This window comes from Paracoccus sanguinis (assembly GCF_012689545.1).
GTDB lineage: Bacteria > Pseudomonadota > Alphaproteobacteria > Rhodobacterales > Rhodobacteraceae > Paracoccus > Paracoccus panacisoli.
In genome coordinates this window covers 2,802,094-2,817,974 of record NZ_CP051542.1, presented here as the reverse complement: position 1 = coordinate 2,817,974, position 15,881 = coordinate 2,802,094, and the positions used below count along the sequence as shown (strand labels likewise).

Sequence of the window (15,881 nt, the reverse complement as noted above, 5' to 3'; positions counted from 1 at the left end):
CCCATAGCCCCCCCCCACGCGGCGAGGCCTGCCCAATCCCTGCCCATGCTGCCCGCGGATCAGCCGCCTGCGCCGCCCGCGCGACGCGGGCCCGCCTCTCCGCCACGCCCCCGCTTCCGCCTGCGCGGCGGACCGCGCAGCCTCGGGCCGCATCCCAGCCCGCAGGGACCGATGACCCGCCTAGGTATCCTGATCGTCGAGCCTGACCGCGAGCGCGCCCTGCGCATCGTGGACGGGCTGCGCGCGACCGGGGACCACGACATCACCGTGCTGTCCGAGACGACGGCCCTCGCCCGCCGGATCGCCGCGCATGATCCCGACATCGTGCTGATCGACGTGGCCGACCCGTCACGCGACGTGCTCGAGGAGCTCGCCCTCGTCTCGGGCCCGATGGAGCGGCCGGTGGCGATGTTCGTCGACCGCTCGGACGAACAGATGACCCGCGCCGCCATCGAGGCCGGGGTCTCGGCCTATGTCGTGGACGGGCTGCGGCCCGAGCGGGTGAAGCCGATCCTCGATGCGGCCATCGCCCGCTTCCACCTGTTTCACAAGATGCGCGCCGAGCTGGCGGCCACCCGCGCCGCGCTGGAAGAGCGAAAGACCATCGACCGCGCCAAGGCGATCCTGATGAAGGCGCGCGGCATCGACGAGGGGGCGGCCTATGCGCTCTTGCGCAAGACGGCGATGGACCAGAACCGGCGCATGGCCGAGATCGCCCAGCAGCTGGTGATGGCCGCGGGGCTGCTGACATGAGCCTCACCCGCCTGCGCCTCGGCTATCTGCCCCTGACCGACGCCGCGCCGCTGATCGTGGCGGCCGAGCTGGGGTTCGCGGCCGAAGAGGGCCTCGCCTTCGACCTCGTGGCGCTGCAGAGCTGGGCGCAGAGCCGCGACATGCTGGGGCTCGGGGCGGTGGATGCCGCGCAGATGCTGGTGCCGCTGCCCATCGCCCAGACCCTCGGCCTCGGCCCGGCCTACCCGCCCTTCGACCTGCTCATGGTCCTGTCCGTGGGCGGCGAGGCCATCGCCGTCAGCGCCCGGCTGGCCGAGGGGCTGCGGGCGCGCGGCCACGGCTTCGCGCTGAACGATCCGGCGGCCGCCCGCACGGCGCTGGCCGCGGTGGCCGGGCCCGAGATGACGGTCGGCGTCCCCTTCCCCTTCTCGACCCACACCGAGCTCGTCTGGCGCTGGTGGGAGGGGGGTGAGACCGGCGTCCGGCTGACCATCCGCACGGTGCCCCCGCCCCGCATGGCCGAGGCGCTGTCCGAGGGCGAGGTCGACGCCTTCTGCGTGGGCGAGCCCTGGGCCTCGCACGCGGTCGAGCGTGGCGCGGGCACGCTGCTTCTCGCCGGTCGCGCGATCTGGGCGGCGCCGCCGGAAAAGGGGCTGGTCGTCACGCGTGAGTTCTCGACCCGCCGCCCCGACGAAACCGGCCGGCTGATGCGGGCGGTGTGGCGGGCGTGCCGCTGGCTGGATATGCCGGGCAACCGCGCCACGGCGGCCGAGATCCTGTCCCGGCCCGCCTATCTCGACCTGCCGCCGGAGCTGGTCGAGCGCGGCCTGATGGACCGGCTGCACGTCAGCGCGGCGGGCGAGGTGCGGCGCTTTCCGGGCTTCATCCGCTTTCACGACGGCGCGGCGAACTTTCCCGCGCGCAGCCTCGCCGCCGGTTTCGCCCGCCGCATCGCCCGGCAGCACGGGCTTGAGGTCGAGGCCGCCATGCAGGCCGCAACGGGGTGTTTCCGCCCCGACCTCTACCGCCAGCACCTGCGCGCCGTCGGCGCTGAGCTGCCAGCCGACTCGGCCCCGACCGCCCGCCCGCAAGGCGAGCTGATTCTGCCCGCGGATGCCGCGGTCGACGGCGAAACACCCGCGCCGCCGTTCACGGCGCGCTGAGTTTTCGGGCAAAGCGCGGCAAGACTGCGGAGAAATGATGCTGCGACCGCAATACTGCAACGCAGCGCTTGACGGGTGAGAACCGCACGGCGACCCTGAACTCAAGCGCCGGGCAACGAGGTCCGACCGCAGCGACGGCCGCAAGGGCGCGGCCTTTTCCCCACCATGGCAACGACGCCACCGCTGTCCGTCCCGTCGGGACGGTGCCGGTGGCCTGTCCGCGTTCGATCACGCCAGAGGAACCGCCTGATGACCTCCTCCCTTCCGACCCGCCGCCGTTTCCTGACCTCTGCCGCCGGGCTGGCCGCGACCGTGGCCGCGGCCCGGCTGGTCCTGCCGCAGGGCGCCTGGGCCGCCACGCCCGCGCCCGAGGTGACCGGCTGCAGCCTGGGCTACATCGCCCTGACCGACAGCGCGCCGCTGATCATCGCGGCGGAAAAGGGCCTCTTTGCCAAGCACGGGATGCCCGACGTCAAGGTCGAGAAACAGGCCAGCTGGGGCGCCACGCGCGACAACATGGCGCTGGGGTCGGCCGCGGGCGGGATCGACGGCGGGCATCTGCTGCGGCCGAAGGTGCATCTCTACTCCACCGGCAAGGTCATGCAGAACCAGAAGCCGCTGGCGATGTACACGCTGCTGAACCTCAACGAGAACGGCCAGGCGATCTCGGTCGCCAAGGCTCATGCCGAGACCGGCGTCGGCCTGTCGAGCGCCCCGCTGCGCGAGGTCTTCGCGGCCCGCCGCGCGGCCGGCGGCGAGGTGCCGGTGGCGATGACCTTCCCCGGCGGCACCCATGACCTGTGGATGCGCTACTGGCTGGCCGCGGGCGGCATCGATCCGACCAAGGACGTCAACCTGATCGTCGTGCCGCCGCCGCAGATGGTCGCCAACATGAAGGTCGGCAACATGGAGGCGTTCTGCGTCGGCGAGCCGTGGAACGAGCAGCTCGTCCGCCAGGGCATCGGCTTCACCGCTTGCACCACCGGCGAGCTCTGGAAGGGCCACCCCGAAAAGGTGCTGGGGATGCGCGCCGACTGGGTGGACGCCCACCCGAACGCCACGCTGGCGCTGATGCGCGCGGTGATCGAGGCGCAGATGTGGTGCGACGACCGCGCCAACACCGACGAGATGGCCGCGATCATCGGCCGGCGCCAGTGGTGCAACGTGCCCGCCGGCGACATCGCCCCGCGCCTGAAGGGCGAGGTGAACTACGGCAACGGGCGCAGCGAGACCCGGCCGGAGCTGGCGATGACCTACTGGGGCGAGGGGGGCGCGGCCTCCTATCCGTGGAAATCGCTCGACAGCTGGTTCATCACCGAGAACAAGCGCTGGGGCACCCTGCCGGGCGACCTCGACACCCGCGCGCTGGTCGATCAGACCAACCGCGCCGACCTGTGGCTCGAGGCGGCCAGGGGGCTGGGGCTGACCCCGGACTTCGGCGACAGCCGCGGGGTCGAGACGTTCTTCGACGGCACGACCTTCGATCCGGCCGACCCCGAGGGCTACCTCGCGCGTCAGTCGATCAAGGCCATGGCGTGAGGGGGGCGGTCATGCCGGTCGTCGCCCTGAAGGCCCCGCCCCCCGCCCCTCGCGCCGGGCAACCTCAAACCCCTGACGCCACCCCGGCGCTGGCGAGGGACCCCAGCCGGGCACGGGTCGCACGTCTCCCGGCGGTGTCCAGGCCCCGCCCCGACGCGCGGCGCATCGCCCGCGACTTAGCCGGGGCGGTGCTGCCGCCGCTGGTCGTGCTGCTGGTCCTGCTCGGCCTCTGGCAGCTCGCCTTCTCCGGCCCCGAGTCGGGCCTGCCCACCCCGCTCGCGGTGTGGCGCGAGAGCGGCGACCTGCTGCTCGACCCGTTCTATGTCGCGGGAACCCAGGACATGGGGCTGGGCTGGCGCGTGCTCGCCTCGCTCGAGCGGGTGGCCTACGGCTTCGGCCTTGCCGCCGTGGTGGGGGTGCTCACCGGCGCGGTGATCGGTCAGTCCGACCTGATGATGCGCGGCTTCGACCCGATCTTTCAGGTGCTGCGGACGGTGCCGCCGCTGGCCTGGCTGCCGATCTCGCTCGCGGCCTTCATGGACAGCGGGCCGAGCGCGATCTTCGTCATCTTCATCACCGCCATCTGGCCGATCATCATCAATACCGCCGCGGGCGTGCGCGCCATCCCGCAGGACTATCGCAACGTCGCCGCCGTCCTGCGCCTCAACCAGATCGAGTTCTTCTGGAAGATCATGATCCCCGCCGCCGCCCCCTACATCTTCTCGGGGCTCAGGATCGGCGTCGGGCTGTCCTGGCTGGCCATCGTCGCGGCCGAGATGCTGACCGGCGGCGTGGGCATCGGCTTCTTCATCTGGGACGCGTGGAATTCCTCGCGCCTGACCGACATCATCGTGGCGCTGGTCTACATCGGGCTGACGGGGTTCGTCCTCGACCGCCTGGTGGCCCTGATCGGCCGCAGCCTCTCGCGGGGGACGGCATGACCCATCTCATCATCGACCATGTGAGCAAGAGCTTCGCCCGGGGCGCGCGGGTGACCGAGGTGCTCTCGGACATCCGGCTGAGCATCGGCAAGGGCGAGTTCGTCAGCATCATCGGCCACTCGGGCTGCGGCAAGTCCACGCTGCTGAACCTGATCGCCGGGCTGACCGAGGTGACCCGCGGCGGCATCATCCTCGACGGGCGCGAGATCACCGGCCCCGGCCCCGACCGCGCCGTGGTGTTCCAGAACCACAGCCTGCTGCCGTGGCTGACCGTCTATGACAACGTGCGGCTGGCCGTGACCAAGGTATTCGGCACCGCGAAGTCGCGGGCCGAGCAGCACGACTGGATCATGGCGAACCTCGACCTGGTGCAGATGACCCACGCCGCCGACAAGCGGCCGGGCGAGATCTCGGGCGGGATGCGCCAGCGGGTCGGCATCGCCCGCGCCCTGGCGATGGAGCCCAAGATCCTGCTGCTCGACGAGCCCTTCGGGGCGCTCGACGCGCTGACGCGGGCGCACCTGCAGGATGCGGTGATGGCGATCCACGCGCGGCTCGGCAACACCATGATCATGATCACCCATGACGTGGACGAGGCGGTGCTGCTCGCCGACCGCATCGTGATGATGACCAACGGCCCCGCCGCCACCATCGGCGAGGTGCTAAATGTGCCGCTGCCCCGCCCGCGCGACCGCATCGCGCTCGCCGCCGACCCCGATTACCTCCGCGCCCGCGAAGCCGTGCTGCGGTTCCTCTACGAACGTCACCGCTTCGTGGAAGCGGCGGAGTGAGCATCATGACCCAGCGACTTGTGGTGATCGGGGCCGGGATGGCCTCGGGCCGGCTGCTCGAGCAGCTCTTCGAGGCGGGGTATCAGGGGCAGGTCACCCTGATCAACGCCGAGCCGCGCGGCAACTACAACCGGCTGATGCTGTCGCCGGTGCTGTCGGGCGAAAAGACCTATGCGCAGATCGTGACCCATGACGCGGACTGGTACGCCGCGCACGGCGTCACCTGCCGCTTCGGCGAAAGCGTGACGGCGATCGACCGGGCCGCGCGGACGGTCAGGACCAGCGCAGGCTTGGTCCCCTATGACGCGCTGGTCATCGCCACCGGCTCGGCGCCGTTCCTGATCCCGGTCGCCGGGCGCGACCTGCCCGGCGTCGTGACCTACCGCGACCTCGAGGACACCAACGCCATGATCGCCGCCAGCCAGCCCGGCGCGAAGGCGGTGGTGATCGGCGGCGGCCTGCTGGGGCTCGAAGCCGCGGCGGGAATGGCCGCGCGCGGGGCCGAGGTGACGGTGATCCACCTGATGGGTCACCTGATGGAACGCCAGCTTGACCCCGCCGCGGGCTACCTGCTGCAGCGCGACCTCGAGGCGCGGGGCATCCGCGTCCACTGCCAGGGCGCCACCAAGGCGATCCTCGGCCGCGACCGGGTCGAGGCGGTGCTGCTCGAGGACGGCACGATCTACCCCGCCGACCTCGTCTGCATGGCGGTGGGCATCCGCCCCGAGGTGCGGCTGGCCACTGACGCGCATCTCGAGATCGGGCGCGGCATCACCGTGGACGACCAGATGCGGACCTCGGACCCGGCGATTTTCGCGCTCGGCGAATGTGTCGAGCATGAGGGCCAGGTCTTCGGCCTCGTCGCGCCGCTCTACGATCAGGCGAAGGTGCTGGCCGCGACGCTGATGGGACAGGACGCCACGTTCCAGCCGCAGCAGACGGCCACCAAGCTGAAGGTCACGGGCGTCGATCTGTTCAGCGCCGGCGATTTCGCCGAGGCGCCGGGGCGCGAGGACATCGTGTTCCGCGACCCGGGCCGGGGCATCTACAAGCGCCTCGTGCTCGAAGGCGGGCGGCTGGTCGGCGCGGTGATGTATGGCGACACCGCCGACGGGTCGTGGTTCTTCGACCTGATCCGGCAGGGCACCGACGTCGAGCCGATGCGCGACACGCTGATCTTCGGCCCGGCCTTCCAGGGGGGCGCCTCTGCGGACCCTCTGGCAGCCGTTGCAGCCTTGCCGCCTGAGGCGGAGATCTGCGGCTGCAACGGCGTCTGCAAGGGCACCATCGTCGCCGCCGTCGAGGCGGGCGCCGGCACGCTGGACGCGGTGCGCACCGCCACCCGCGCCAGCGCCTCGTGCGGCAGCTGCACGGGCCTCGTCGAGCGGGTCATGGCGCTGACGCTCGGCGCGGACTTCCGGCCCGAGGCGAACCCGCCGATGTGCCGCTGCACCGACCACACCCACGACGAGGTGCGGCGCCTGATCCGCACCATGGGCCTCAAGTCCATCCCGGCGGTGATGCAGGAGCTGGGCTGGACCACCGCGGGCGGCTGCGCCTCCTGCCGCCCGGCGCTGAACTACTATCTGCTCGCCGACTGGCCGACCGAGTACCGCGACGACCGCCAGAGCCGCTTCGTCAACGAGCGCAACCACGCCAACATCCAGAAGGACGGCACCTATTCGGTCGTCCCGCGAATGTGGGGCGGGGTGACGACGCCCGACGAGCTGCGCGCCATCGCCGACGCCGCCGACCGCTACGCCGTGCCGATGGTCAAGGTGACGGGCGGCCAGCGGATCGACCTGCTGGGGGTCCGGAAAGAGGATCTGCCCGCGATCTGGGCGGACCTCAACGCCGCCGGCATGGTCTCGGGCCACGCCTACGCCAAGGGCCTGAGGACCGTGAAGACCTGCGTCGGGACCGAGTTCTGCCGCTTCGGCACGCAGGATTCGACCGGCCTCGGGATCCGGCTGGAAAAGCTGCTGTGGGGGTCGTGGACGCCGGCCAAGGTCAAGCTCGCCGTCTCGGGCTGCCCGCGCAACTGCGCCGAGGCGACCTGCAAGGACATCGGCGTGGTCTGCGTCGAGTCGGGCTACCAGATCAGCGTCGCGGGCGCCGCCGGCATGGACGTGAAGGAGACCGAGCCGCTGATCACGGTGGCGACCGAGGACGAGGCGCTCGAGGTCATCGCGGCCTTCACCCAGCTCTACCGCGAGAATGCCCGCTACCTGCACCGGATCTACAAATGGGTGGCCAAGGTCGGGCTGGCGTGGTGCCAGGCTCAGATTGCCGATCCGGCGACGCGCCGGGCGCTCTACGACCGCTTCCTGATCTCGCAGTCGGTCTATCAGGCCGACCCCTGGGCCGAACACGCCGCCGCGCCGGCCGCGTGGCAGCCCGTCGCCGACCTGACGCTGAGGGCCGCGGAATGACCATGATCGACATCGCCGCGCTGGACGACATCCCGCGGCAGGGCGCGCGGGTGGTCCGCACCCCGCAGGGCTGCGTCGCGGTGTTCCGCACCGCGACCGACGAGGTCTTCGCCCTCGACGACCGCTGCCCCCACAAGGGCGGACCGCTGTCAGAGGGGATCGTGCACGGGACGCAGGTGACCTGTCCGTTGCACGGGCTGGTCTTCGACCTCGCCTCGGGCCTGTCCACCGGACCCGAGGCCCTGCGCGTGGCAACCCGTGCGGCGCGCATCGAGAGCGGGCGGGTACTCATCGACGCGGCCATCCTCGCCCGGCGGACGGCCGCATGACCGCCGCCCCCCGCCGCCCCGCCGAGGGGGCGCCGCTGCGCACCACCTGTCCCTATTGCGGGGTGGGCTGCGGGGTGATCGCCCGCCCCACGCCCGCGGGCGGGATCGAGATCGCGGGCGACCCCGACCACCCGGCGAACCGCGGCCGGCTGTGCGTCAAGGGCGCGGCGCTGGGTGAGACGCTGGGGACCGCGCACCGGCTCTTGTCGCCGCGCATCCACGGGGCGGATGCCTCCTGGGACGCGGCCCTCGGGCTGGTCGCCGAACGCTTCGCCGACGCCATCGCCACGCACGGGCCGGACTCGGTGGCGTTCTACGTCTCGGGCCAACTGCTGACCGAGGATTACTACGTCGCCAACAAGCTGATGAAGGGCTTCATCGGCAGCGCCAACATCGACACCAACTCGCGGCTTTGCATGGCCTCGACCGTGGCCGGCCACCGCCGCGCCTTCGGCAGCGACACGGTGCCGGGGCAGTACGAGGATCTTGAAGAGGCCGACCTGGTGGTGCTGGTCGGCAGCAACCTCGCCTGGTGCCACCCGGTGCTCTACCAGCGCCTCATGGCCGCCCGCGCGGCCCGCGGCACGCGCGTCGTGGTGATCGACCCGCGCCGCACCGCCACCTGCGAGGGGGCGGACCTGCACCTGCCGCTGGCTGCGGGCGCGGATGCGCATCTCTTCAACCTGCTACTCTGCCATCTGGCGGCACACGGGCATCTGGACGCGGACTATCTGCGCCACGTGACCGGCCTTGCCCCCGCGCTCGACGCCGCCCGGCGCAGCCGGCCCGCCGACACCGGCCTGCCGCCCGAGACGCTGGCGCGGTTCCTGTCGCTCTGGGCGGGGACCGAGAAGGTCGTCACCGTCTATTCGCAGGGCATCAACCAGTCCGACAGCGGCACCGACAAGGTGAACGCGATCCTGAACTGCCACCTCGCCACCGGGCGGATCGGGCAGCCCGGCATGGGGCCGTTCTCGGTCACCGGCCAGCCCAACGCGATGGGCGGGCGCGAGGTCGGCGGCCTCGCCAACACGCTCGCCTGCCATCTGGAGTTGGAGAACCCCGCCCACCGCGACGCCGTGCAGGCGTTCTGGGCCGCGCCCGCCATGGCGGCGGGGCCGGGGCTGAAGGCCGTCGAGATGTTCCGCGCCGTCGAGTCGGGGCGGATCAAGGCGCTGTGGATCATGCACACCAACCCCGCCGCGACCATGCCCGACGCCGACCGGGTGAGGCGCGCGCTCGCCGCCTGCGATCTCGTCGTCGTCAGCGACATCCGCGCCGACACCGACACCGCCCGGCTGGGCCACGTGCTTCTGCCCGCGACGGCGTGGGGCGAGAAGGACGGGACCGTCACCAACTCGGAACGGATGATCAGCCGCCAGCGTGCGTTCCTGCCGGCCCCGGGGCAGGCGCGGCCCGACTGGTGGCAGTTGGCGCAGGTCGCGCAGCGCATGGGCTTTGCAGGCTTCGACTGGACGGGTCCAGCCGCCATCTTTGCCGAGCACGCCCGCCTGTCCGCCGTCGCCGCCGCGCTGGGGGGCGACTTCGACATCGGCGCCCTGAGCGGGGTCGACTATGCCACCCTCGCCCCGTTGACCTGGCCGCAGGGGGCCAGCACCCAGCGTCGGTTCTTCGCCGACGGCCGCTTCCACACCCCCGACGGCCGGGCGCGGATGATCCCCGTCACCGCCCGCCTGCCGGCGCCGGGGCCCGACGACCGGTCGTTCCGCCTGAACACCGGGCGCATCCGTGACCAGTGGCACACGATGACCCGCACCGGCCTCGCGCCCCGCCTCGCCCGGCACCTGGGCGAGCCCTATCTCGAGATCCACCCCGCCGACGCCGCCCGCCTCGGCCTCGCGCCCGCGAGCCTCGCCGAGGTCGAGGCTGCGGGCGGCCGGGCCGTGCTGCGGGTGCTGGTCAGCGAGGCGGTCGCCCCGGGCCACCCCTTCGCGCCGATGCACTGGACGGGCGAGACGGCGCCCACCGGCCGGGTCAACGCGCTCGTCCCGCCCCTGACGGACCCGGTCTCGGGCCAACCGGCGAGCAAGTCCGCCCCCGTCTCGATCCGCGCCTTTCCGGCCGCGTGGTACGGCTTCGCCATCAGCCGCGGCGCGCTGCACCCCCACTGCGCCTACTGGGCCACGGCGCCCGTGGCGGGGGGGATGCAGGCCGAACTGGCCGGGACGGCCGCGCCCGCCGACTGGACGGACTGGGCGCGCGACCTCTTCGCCGGCGCGACGCCCACGCTGACGGTCGAGGACGCCGCCCGCGGCGTCCATCGCCTCGCCGTGACCGACGGGGGCCTCGTCACCGCGGCGCTGTTTATCGCGCCCACGCCGGTGCGGCTGGCGCGCGAGCACGTGGCGGGCCTGCTGGGACGACCGGCGCCCGAGATGCTGGCCGGCCTGCCCGCCCGCGAATGCCCCGACCCCGGCCCCATCGTCTGCGCCTGCCTGAACGTCGGGATGAACACCATCCTGAGCGCGCTGTCCGCGGGCCGGGCCGACAGCGTCGAGACGCTGGGTCGGCTGCTCGGCGCGGGCACGAACTGCGGCTCTTGCCGGCCCGACCTCGCCGCGCTGGTCCGGCGGCAGGATGCCGCTTCTGCGGCGTCGGCCGCTGGGCAGGCGGTCGGCGGCGAGACGTCGAGCGAGAGGACGAGCGTGATGCACAAGGCCCCCGCGAGATCGTGCGCCTGACGCTCGTCGTTTAGCGCTGCTATGGGCGCCTACCAGCCCCCTGATCGGCGACATTCACGGACCCGCGCTCGCCAAGCGTCACAACCATATCGGCTGAAGCTGCCGCCCGGCCGCCCCACTCCCGTCACAGCCCACCCCCGCCATCACGCCGGCTCTGGAACTCCGCCCCGTCTTCCCCGAAGGTCCGTCACGGGCGCTGGCCGGTAACCCGGTGCGGCGCCACACGCTGCCGTGGCTGTGAGAGGAACGGATGTCTCAAACGCAAATCGCCATCGTCGGGGCGGGGCTGATCGGCCGGGCCTGGGCCTATGTGTTCGCCCGCGCGGGGTCGACCGTCCGGGTCTGGGACGCCGATCCCGCCGCGCTCGACCGCCTGCCGGCCGAGATCGCGGCGATGATCGACGCCGCCGGGGGCGACCCGGCCATCGCGGCCCGCATCCGCGCCGTGCCGACGCTGGCCGAGGCGCTCGACGGGGCGGCGCTGGTGCAGGAGAACGGTCCCGAGCGGATCGAGGTCAAGCGCGAACTGTTCGCCGCGATGGATGCCGCGGCCGCCCCCGGGACGATCCTCGCCTCGTCCTCGTCGGCGCTGCCGGCGTCGGCGTTCTCGGCCGGGCTGCCGGGCGCGGCGCGCTGCCTCGTCGCCCATCCGGTCAACCCGCCCCATGTCGTGCCGGTGGTCGAACTCTGCCCCTCGCCCGCGACCGATCCCGCCGTCATGGCCCGCGCGCAGGCGATCTATGCCGCCGCCGGGCAGGTGCCCGTCCTGCTCTCGCGCGAGATCGAGGGGTTCGTGCTCAACCGCCTGCAGGCCGCGCTGCTGGCCGAGGCGATGCGGCTCGTCGACGAGGGCCTCTGCACGGTCGAGGGGCTGGACGATACCGTCAAGCACGGGCTCGGCCGCCGCTGGGCGATAATGGGCCCGCTCGAGACGATCTCGCTCAACGCGCCCGACGGGGTGCCCGACTACATCCGCCGCTACGGCCCGATGCTGGCGGGGCTGGCCGACAGCTGCGCCCAGGGCGAGGCCTTCACCGCCAGCGCCGCCGAGCGGGTCGCGGCCGCCTTCCCCCAGCGCGCCACGCCCGAGGGCGTCCGCGCCGGCACCGCCTGGCGCGACGCGGAACTCGCCGCGCTCGACACCCACCTGCGCAGCCGCGCCCGAAAGGACTAGGACCATGGCCAAGACCCGCAAGACGATCATCACCTGCGCCGTGACCGGGGCGATCCACACGCCGTCGATGTCGCCGCACCTGCCGATCACCCCGGCCGAGATCGCCGAGGCCGCCATCGGCGCCGCCGAGGCCGGCGCCGCCATCGTCCACCTGCACGCCCGCGACCCGCAGGACGGCCGCCCCGACCAGTCGCCCGAGGCGTTCCTGCCGTTCCTGCAGATCATCAAGCAGCGCTCGGACGTGGTGCTGAACCTCACCACCGGCGGCGCCCCCACCATGACCATCGAGCAGCGGATGAAGCCCGCCGCGACCTTCCGCCCCGAGGTCGCCTCGATGAACATGGGGACGATGAACTTCGGCCTCTTCCCGATGCTCGACCGCTTCGAGGGCAAGCTGAAGCACGCGTGGGAGCAGGATTACCTCGGCAACCGCGACATCGTGTTCCGCAACACATTCGGCGATCTCGAGCGGGTGATGACCGATCTGGGCGCCAACGGCACCCGGTTCGAGTTCGAGTGCTACGACACCTCGCACCTCTACAACCTCAAGTATTTCCACGACCGCGGCATCGTGAAGGGGCCGCTGTTCATCCAGACGGTGTTCGGGCTGATGGGCGGGATCGGCGCGCACCCGGACGACGTGATGCACATGAAGCGCACTGCCGACCGGCTGTTCGGCGACCAGTACCGCTGGTCGGTGCTGGGGGCGGGCAAGAACCAGCTGCCGATCGCGGCGATGGCCGCGGCGATGGGCGGCAATGTCCGCGTTGGCCTCGAGGATTCGCTCTGGGCCGGGCCCGGCAAGCTGGCCGAGACGAACGCTCAGCAGGTGCGCCTGGTGCGCCAGATCATCGAGGGGCTGGGGCTCGAGGTCGCGACCCCCGACGAGGCGCGCGAGATCCTCGCCCTGAAGGGCACCGACGACCTGGGGTTCTGAGGTCCGCCACACCTCGCGCTGCAGCGGGCGCCTTCGTTCGACAGGACAGAACGCCGGTTTCTCGGAACCGGCTCTGGTCGCCGGCCCGCCGCAGGGCCAAGTAGGTGGCACACCCGGCGCGTGCACCGGCACGCCACCACCCGTGACTGCGACAGACGAAGGACCGCTGCACCATGACCAAACCGCATATCGCCATCATCATCGGCTCGACCCGCAAGGCCCGGTTTGCCGACAAGCCCGCGAACTGGCTGCTCGAGAAGGCCAGCGCCCGCGACGACATGACCTTCGAGCTGGTCGATCTGCGCGACTTCGACCTGCCGTTCTTCGACGAGGTCGCCTCGAACGCCTGGGTGCCGTCCAGCGATCCGCGGGCCGTGGCCTGGCAGGACAAGATCGGCAGCTTCGACGGGTTCATCGTCGTGACGGGCGAGTACAACCACTCGATCACCGGCGCGCTCAAGAACGCGCTGGACCAGGCCTACAAGGAATGGAACCGCAAGCCGCTGGCCGCGATGGGCTATGGCGGCGTGGGTGCGGCCCGCGCGATCGAGCATCTGCGCACGATCGGCGTCGAACTGCAGATGGTGCCGCTGCGCAACGCCGTCCACCTGGGCGGGGGCGAGTTCTTCAAGGTCTCGCCGCTGGGTCAGAACGGCGAGATGAGCACGGTGGAAGAGGTGCTGGCCCCGTCGCTCAACGCCATGCTGGACGAGCTCGCGTGGTGGGCCAACGCGACGATGGCGGCGCGCGCCGCCTGACGGACTGGGCCGGGGGTCGCCCCGGCCTCCCAACCCCCGACTGGACAGGAAGCGACACGAATGACCGACGTCACCATCACCCGCGAGGACGGCGGCCCCGGCGGCCGCTACGTGGCCCGGATCGAGGGCCTCGACGCCGAGGGCGAGCTGACCTTCACCCGGCAGGGCGAGGGCCTCATCAGCGCCGACCACACCGGCGTCCCCGACGCGATGGGTGGGCGCGGGGTGGGCAAGGCGCTCGTGCAGGCGCTGGTGGCGGACGCGCGGGCGAGTGGCGAGCGGATCGTGCCGCTCTGCAGCTTCGTGCGCGCCGAGGCGGAACGTCATCCCGAGTGGGCCGATGTGTTCGCCGATCCAGGCGATGATCGGCAGTAAGGTCTGACCTGCACCTCGTGACCCGGGGCGGCCGAGAGGCCGCGCCCGGGTTTTCTGTTCAGGTGGCGCGGGCTCGCGGCCCCCCTGCCGCGCTCACGGGAGCGTCTTGGCGCTGCTCCGCTCGATTACGATGCAACCGATCTGCCTGCGGCCCGCCGCAACAGGCAGGCCCCGCTCGCCCGCGATGTTCGGCACGGCCGCAACAGGCCCCCGACCGGCGAACGGGCGTCGGAATCTTCGCCGAACGCTGGGTTCCTCGCCCGCGCCGTCGCCACCCGCTTGGCCCGGCGGCCGGCGTTTGGCATCGTCACCGCGACGCCCGAGACACATGCGAGACGACACGCCATGAACCTGCGCAAACCCCTCGGCCTCGCCATGCTGCCGCTGCTCTTCGGGCTGCTGTTCTTCGCCGCCTCGCTCACCCCCTCGCTCATCCCGCGCAGCTGGCAGGTGCAGGGCGCGCTCGGCGGCCTCGTGGCCGCGTTGGGATACCTGATCGCGCGGTTCTGGCTCAGCCTCTGGCGGGCGCTGATGCTGCCCGAACTGCGCGGACGGGCGGCGGACGTGGCCCATGCGGTGCTCGCCGCGCCGGTCCTCGCGGCGCTGGCCGTCTGTCTCGCGCAGGCAGGCGAGTGGCAAAACGGCATCCGCACCCGCATGGGGATGGCGCCGATCGAGACGATCCAGTCGCTGCCGATGCTCGCGCTCGCCATCACCGTCTTCACCGTCCTGATGCTGGCGGGGCTGATGATCCGGCTCAGCTTCGACGCCGTGCGGCAGCGGCTGGCCCGGCACATGCACAGCCGCACGGCCGATGTCGCGGGGCTGCTGCTGGTGCTGATCGCGCTGCTGATCGTCACCCGCGACGGGGTGCTCGACCGGGTGATCGCGGGGCTCGACGCGTCCTACACCGCGGCGCAGGCGCTCTTCGACACCGCGCCGCCGCCGCCCGCGGACCCGGCCCTGCCGGGCAGCGCCGCCTCGGGCATCGACTGGGCGGCGATGGGCCAGCCCGGCCGCGATTTCGTCACCGGCGGGCCGTCTGCCGAAGCGATCGCTGCCTTTTCGGGGCGCCCGGCGCTGCGGCCGGTCCGGGTCTATGTCGGGCTTGCCCAGGACGAGGATCCCGCGATCCGCGCCCGCATCGCGCTCGAGGAGCTGAAGCGGGTCGGCGGGTTCGACCGCAAGGTGCTGGTCGTGGCGCTGCCGACCGGCACCGGCTGGCTCGACCCCGGCAGTTTCGACGTGCTCGAATACATGCACAACGGTGACGTGGCCACGGTCGCGGCGCAGTATTCCTATCTGCAATCGCCGCTGGCGCTGCTGCTTGAGACGAACTCGGGGCTCGAGCAGGCGACTGCGCTGATCCGCACAATCCACGCCTACTGGCGCAGCCTGCCGCGCGAGACGCGGCCGCGGCTCTACATCCACGGGCTCAGCCTCGGCGCCTGGGCCTCGATGCACGGCACCGACCTCTTCGCGCTGCTCGACGATCCGATCGACGGGGCGTTCTGGACCGGCTCGCCCTTCCCCTCGGGCTTCTGGGCCGAGGCGACCGCGGCGCGCGATCCGGGCAGCCCGCACGTCATGCCGGTGGTGGGCGACGGGCGGCTGATCCGCTTCGCCTCGCACCTGCGCGACGCAGGGGGGCCCGAGGGGTGGGGGCCGATGCGGCTGATGTTCCTGCAGTATCCGAGCGACCCGATCGTGTTCTACGAGCCGGCGTCGTTCTGGCGCGCCCCCGCCTGGATGCGCGAGCCGCCGGCCCCGGACGTCTCGCCCGAGCTGCGCTTCGTTCCGGTGGTGACGCAGTTTCAGCTGGCGCTCGACATGGCGCTCGCCACCACGGCGCCGGCGGGCTACGGCCACAGCTACTATGCGCCGGACTACGTCGGGCCGTGGGCCGCGGTCACGGCGCCCGAAGGCTGGACTGCGGCGGACAGCGCCCGGCTGGCGCGGCACTGCGACCGCGGCTTCCAGCAGGGTTGCCCGGATTGAGGCCGGACTG

Annotated in this window: 13 protein-coding genes; all 13 read left to right on the top strand. The window is 72.1% G+C overall.

Annotated elements, in window-relative coordinates:
- Positions 1–171 precede the first annotated feature (171 nt).
- The 13 genes from HGN31_RS13465 to HGN31_RS13405 all read left to right on the top strand — a co-directional run bounded on the left by HGN31_RS13465 (position 172) and on the right by HGN31_RS13405 (position 15,871).
- Positions 172–753 (top strand): ANTAR domain-containing response regulator, encoded by a 582-nt coding sequence (locus tag HGN31_RS13465; protein WP_036730965.1) that lies wholly within the window; start codon positions 172–174, stop codon positions 751–753.
- The gene (locus HGN31_RS13460; protein WP_168783528.1) at positions 750–1,895 is read left to right on the top strand and encodes an ABC transporter substrate-binding protein; all 1,146 of its coding nucleotides are present in this window, start codon (positions 750–752) and stop codon (positions 1,893–1,895) included. The genes HGN31_RS13465 and HGN31_RS13460 overlap by 4 nt, the downstream gene beginning before the upstream one ends.
- Before the next feature lie 249 nt (positions 1,896–2,144).
- A complete protein-coding gene (locus HGN31_RS13455) occupies positions 2,145–3,434 on the top strand; it encodes a CmpA/NrtA family ABC transporter substrate-binding protein (RefSeq protein WP_168783527.1) in 1,290 nt (429 codons plus the stop codon).
- A gap of 134 nt (positions 3,435–3,568) precedes the next feature.
- On the top strand, positions 3,569–4,375 hold the full coding sequence (gene ntrB / locus HGN31_RS13450) for a nitrate ABC transporter permease (RefSeq protein ID WP_211096302.1): 807 nt from the start codon (positions 3,569–3,571) through the stop codon (positions 4,373–4,375).
- Complete coding sequence (locus tag HGN31_RS13445) at positions 4,372–5,166, top strand: ABC transporter ATP-binding protein (protein ID WP_168783525.1); 795 nt, start codon at positions 4,372–4,374, stop codon at positions 5,164–5,166. The genes ntrB and HGN31_RS13445 overlap by 4 nt, the downstream gene beginning before the upstream one ends.
- 5 nt (positions 5,167–5,171) lie before the next feature.
- Positions 5,172–7,598, top strand: a complete 2,427-nt coding sequence (gene nirB / locus HGN31_RS13440; RefSeq protein ID WP_168783524.1) for a nitrite reductase large subunit NirB — start codon at positions 5,172–5,174, stop codon at positions 7,596–7,598.
- Complete coding sequence (gene nirD / locus HGN31_RS13435) at positions 7,595–7,927, top strand: nitrite reductase small subunit NirD (protein WP_168783523.1); 333 nt, start codon at positions 7,595–7,597, stop codon at positions 7,925–7,927. Before nirB ends, nirD begins: the two co-directional genes overlap by 4 nt.
- Complete coding sequence (locus HGN31_RS13430) at positions 7,924–10,629, top strand: nitrate reductase (protein WP_168783522.1); 2,706 nt, start codon at positions 7,924–7,926, stop codon at positions 10,627–10,629. The genes nirD and HGN31_RS13430 overlap by 4 nt, the downstream gene beginning before the upstream one ends.
- Before the next feature lie 250 nt (positions 10,630–10,879).
- Positions 10,880–11,803, top strand: a complete 924-nt coding sequence (locus tag HGN31_RS13425; RefSeq protein ID WP_168783521.1) for a 3-hydroxyacyl-CoA dehydrogenase — start codon at positions 10,880–10,882, stop codon at positions 11,801–11,803.
- A 4-nt stretch (positions 11,804–11,807) separates the two neighbouring features.
- Positions 11,808–12,740, top strand: a complete 933-nt coding sequence (gene kce, locus HGN31_RS13420; RefSeq protein WP_168783520.1) for a 3,5-dioxohexanoate:acetyl-CoA acetone transferase — start codon at positions 11,808–11,810, stop codon at positions 12,738–12,740.
- A gap of 173 nt (positions 12,741–12,913) precedes the next feature.
- Entirely contained in the window at positions 12,914–13,498 is a 585-nt protein-coding gene (locus HGN31_RS13415) for an NADPH-dependent FMN reductase (RefSeq protein WP_036730981.1), read from the top strand.
- A gap of 60 nt (positions 13,499–13,558) precedes the next feature.
- Positions 13,559–13,873 carry a GNAT family N-acetyltransferase gene (locus HGN31_RS13410; protein ID WP_036730982.1) on the top strand — a complete coding sequence of 105 codons (315 nt, stop codon included), beginning with the start codon at positions 13,559–13,561 and terminating at the stop codon, positions 13,871–13,873.
- 345 nt (positions 13,874–14,218) lie between these two features.
- Positions 14,219–15,871 (top strand): alpha/beta hydrolase, encoded by a 1,653-nt coding sequence (locus tag HGN31_RS13405; protein WP_168783519.1) that lies wholly within the window; start codon positions 14,219–14,221, stop codon positions 15,869–15,871.
- The last annotated feature ends 10 nt before the right edge of the window (positions 15,872–15,881 follow it).